Genomic DNA, 3,863 nt, shown 5'->3' with positions numbered 1-3,863 from the left:
CCCCCTCGCCGGCATGCCCCCGCTCGCCGACAGCGGCAGGCGCACACTCGCCCGCATCATCGACATGATCCTCGTCGGTGCCGTCGTCGTGCTGCTCACCTGGCCGTTCGGCGTCAACGAGTACAACGTCGACGGCGACGACATCAACGTCGGCAACGGCTTCGCGCAGTCCGTCATCGCCGCCGTGCTGTACATCGCCTACGACACCTTCATGACCGCCCGTTCCGGCCAGACCCTGGGCAAGAAGTGGCTGCGCCTGAGGGTGGCCGACCTCGCCGACGGCTCCAACCCCTCCGTGCAGACGTCGCTGACGCGGGCCGCCGTGCTGTGGCTGCCGTTCGCGTTCTGCTGCGCCTGTATCTGGACCGCGATCGCGGGCGGCTGGAGCTTCTTCGACCGGCCCTACAAGCAGGGTCTGCACGACAAGGCGGCCAGGACCGTGGTGGTCAGTACGGGATGACGGTCAGGAAGCCGCCCGCTCCCGCACCGGCTCGCGGGCCGGCTCGCGTACCGGGGAGAGCACGGTGGCCCGCACCGGTTCCGGGGCCGCGGGCCGTGCCACCACCGTGAGCCGACGGGGCGCGGGGCGCGGCACGGTCATGGCCACCAGCAGGCCGAGGGCGAGCGCCGACACCGCGACCGCCGCGACGCCCAGGACCGAACTCGTCCCGGACAACAGCAACATGGCGAGGGTCGAGCAGATCACGGTGCACGAACCGTAAGCGAGCGATGCGACAGTAGGACGGGGCATGGCCATCGTGTCCTCGGGAGTCGGGGGCTGTCGGCCTGGCTTTCCACCGGTTCAGGGCGTTCCGCCAAGCGACTCTAACCGCGAGCGTGCCCGAGCGGAACGGACAGTAAGCGTGACCTAACCGACAGGGCCGATGCACAGGGGGCGCACGGAGTCATGGCCCCCCGCATATGACCGGTCGCACGCGCCCGTACGGGTTCGCGCGGGTGTGTCCGAAAAGCGAACCCCCGCTCCGCATAGTGCACTTGATCTGTTCAAGTCAAGGTCTGTTTTTTCTGCCGAACCTCTAGTCAAATGTCGTCACTTGACTACACGCGTTGATCACGTGCGTGCGGGACTTTCCGAGCAAGGAACCTCCTTCGGCCGCGCGTACGTACGCGGGAGGGGATCTCAAGTGACCAATAGACCCTGGACGTTCAGAGCAGCCGCGACAGGAGTGGCGCTCGCGGCGGTTACCGCCACCTGCTCTGCGTTCACCGTGGCCCAGGCCGACACGGCTGACAAGGCCGACCGTCCCAGCGCCGTGGACCGGCACGACCCGGCGGCGAACAATCACGTCGACCACGACCTCGAGGGCCCGCTCTCCAAGACGCAGGCGGCCCAGCGCGAGGAGGCGCTCAACCAGGTCATATCCGGTAAGGCCTCGGTCAAGGACCGTAAAGGTTCGAAGGTCGTCCAGCTGAAGAGCAAGAAGGGCGAAGCCAAGTACGTCGAGCTCGGCCGCGAGAAGACCGACAAGATCTTCACGATCCTGGTCGAGTTCGGGGACCAGATCGACAGCCGCTACGGCGGCACCCCGGGTCCGCTGCACAACCAGATCGCCAAGCCGGACCGCAGGACGGACAACTCCACGGCCTGGCAGGCGGACTACGACCAGCAGCACTTCGAGGACCTGTACTTCGGGTCCGGCAAGGGCGTCGACTCGGTCAAGACGTACTTCGAGAAGCAGTCCTCCGGCCGCTACTCGGTCGACGGCGAGGTCTCGGACTGGGTCAAGGTGCCCTACAACGAGGCCCGTTACGGCTCCAACCAGTGTGTCCCCGACAACTGCGCCTGGTACGCGGTGCAGGACGGTGTGACCGCCTGGGCCGAGCAGCAGAAGGCCGACGGCAAGACCGACGCCCAGATCAAGGCCCGGCTCTCCCAGTACGACGAGTGGGACCGCTACGACTTCGACGGCGACGGCGACTTCAACGAGCCCGACGGCTACATCGACCACTTCCAGATCGTGCACGCCGGCGAGGACGAGTCCGCGGGCGGCGGCGCCCAGGGCGAGGACGCCATCTGGGCCCACCGCTGGTACGCCTTCGGCACCGACGCCGGTGCCACCGGCCCCGAGCAGAACAAGCTCGGCGGCACCCAGATCGGCAACACCGGCATCTGGGTCGGCGACTACACCATCCAGCCGGAGAACGGCGGACTCGGCGTCTTCGCCCACGAGTACGGCCACGACCTCGGTCTGCCGGACCACTACGACACCCAGGGCGGCGAGAACTCCACCGGGTTCTGGACGCTGATGTCCTCCGGTTCCTGGCTCGGCACCGGCAAGAACGAGATCGGCAACCTGCCCGGCGACATGACCGCCTGGGACAAGCTCCAGCTCGGCTGGCTGAACTACGACACGGCCAAGGCCGGGGTCAACTCCTGGCACAAGCTCGGTGTCGCCGAGTACAACACCAAGCACAAGCAGGCGCTGGTCGTCCAGCTCCCGAAGAAGGCCGTCACCACCGAGGTCGTCGTCCCGGCCGAGGGGCAGACCCAGTGGTGGAGCGGCAGCGGTGACGACCTCAGGAACACGCTGACGCGCAGCGTCGACCTCACCGGCAAGGCGTCGGCCGAGCTGACCCTCGACGGCTGGTACGAGATCGAGGCCGACTACGACTTCCTCTACGCCGAGGCGTCGACCGACGGCGGTGCCAACTGGACCGCCCTGGACGGCACGGTGGACGGGCAGCCGATCCCGCGTGACGGCAGCGACAAGCCGGCCCTGCACGGCACGGTCGACAGCTACAAGAAGCTGGCGTACTCCCTGGACGCCTACGCGGGCCAGAAGATCGACCTGCGCTTCCGCTACCAGACCGACGGCGGTGTGGCCCTCAAGGGCTTCGCGGCCGACGGGATCACAGTGACGGCGGACGGTGCCGCGCTCTTCACGGACAACGCCGAGACCGCCGACGACGCCTGGACGGCGAAGGGCTTCTCCCGTATCGGGGCGTCCTTCACCAAGGACTACGCGCAGTACTACATCGCCGAGAACCGGCAGTACGTGTCGTACGACAGGACGCTGAAGGTCGGCCCGTACAACTTCGGCTTCGCGAACAGCCGTCCGGACTGGGTGGAGCACTTCGCGTACCAGAACGGCCTGCTGATCTGGAAGTGGGACACCTCCCAGCAGGACAACAACACCAGTCAGCACCCGGGCACCGGTCTGCTCCTCCCGGTCGACTCCCACCCGACCGCGCTGAAGTGGTCCGACGGCACGCCGATGCGCAACCGCATCCAGACCTACGACGCGCCCTTCAGCAAGTTCCGCACCGACGGCATGATGCTGCACAACGCGGACGTGGCGAAGTGGATCCCGTCGTCGAAGGGTGTGTCGGTCTTCAACGACCGCACCCACACCTACTACGACGAGTCGAACCCGACCGCCGGTGTCAAGATCACTGACACCAACACGAAGATCAAGATTCTCAAGGAGGCCAGGAACGGCTCGACCATCGAGCTCGAGGTCGGTGCCGCGGGCAGGTAGATAGCGACTGCCCAGGTCAGCATGATCGGCGGTGACCCCCTGGCGGGTCGCCGCCGATCCGTGTTTAGGTGCCTCCTGTGACGCTCTTATTGACACCGGCTGACACGGGGGTATGACCGCATGGCCGCAGGAGGTTTCTGCAAGCTACCGAACGGCACGGTGGTGGTGGCACTGAACCTGCCCAGCCCCGCCGCCGACGCACCGGCCGGAGTCCGCGTCCTCGTCCACGCCCAGAACCGCGCCCGCGCCCTGACCAGGCTGCGCAATCTGGGCCTGCGGGCGATCTACCTGCGGGGCAACGCCGCGCCGCCGACCCCCGACGAGGTCACGGCGGTCCTCCACCACCCCGACGGCCTCATATGG

Annotated in this window: 4 protein-coding genes; 3 read left to right on the top strand and 1 reads right to left on the bottom strand. The window is 67.3% G+C overall.

The annotated features are described in order from the left end of the window. Window positions 1-460, top strand: a 460-nt coding sequence (locus tag B9S61_RS08720; protein WP_258039597.1) for an RDD family protein, incomplete at its 5' end; no start/stop codon positions are given. Between the two features lie 3 nt (window positions 461-463). Here the strand turns inward: B9S61_RS08720 and B9S61_RS08715 are convergent. Next, window positions 464-757: a hypothetical protein gene (locus B9S61_RS08715; protein WP_374936195.1), complete on the bottom strand. Its 294-nt coding sequence runs from the start codon at window positions 755-757 to the stop codon at window positions 464-466. A 388-nt stretch (window positions 758-1,145) separates the two neighbouring features. Between B9S61_RS08715 and B9S61_RS08710 the strand changes: the two genes are divergently transcribed. Together B9S61_RS08710 and B9S61_RS08705 are read left to right on the top strand one after the other, a co-directional pair. Beyond that, window positions 1,146-3,500 (top strand): immune inhibitor A domain-containing protein, encoded by a 2,355-nt coding sequence (locus B9S61_RS08710; RefSeq protein ID WP_103541735.1) that lies wholly within the window; start codon window positions 1,146-1,148, stop codon window positions 3,498-3,500. A gap of 120 nt (window positions 3,501-3,620) precedes the next feature. Further along, window positions 3,621-3,863: hypothetical protein (locus B9S61_RS08705; RefSeq protein ID WP_103541737.1), on the top strand; the 243-nt coding region annotated here is incomplete at its 3' end.

It is taken from the genome of Streptomyces sp. SM1, from assembly GCF_002910825.1.
Lineage (GTDB): Bacteria > Actinomycetota > Actinomycetes > Streptomycetales > Streptomycetaceae > Streptomyces > Streptomyces okerensis.
Note: the sequence above shows the minus strand (reverse complement) of the source record. Positions and strands in the feature narration are given on the sequence as shown.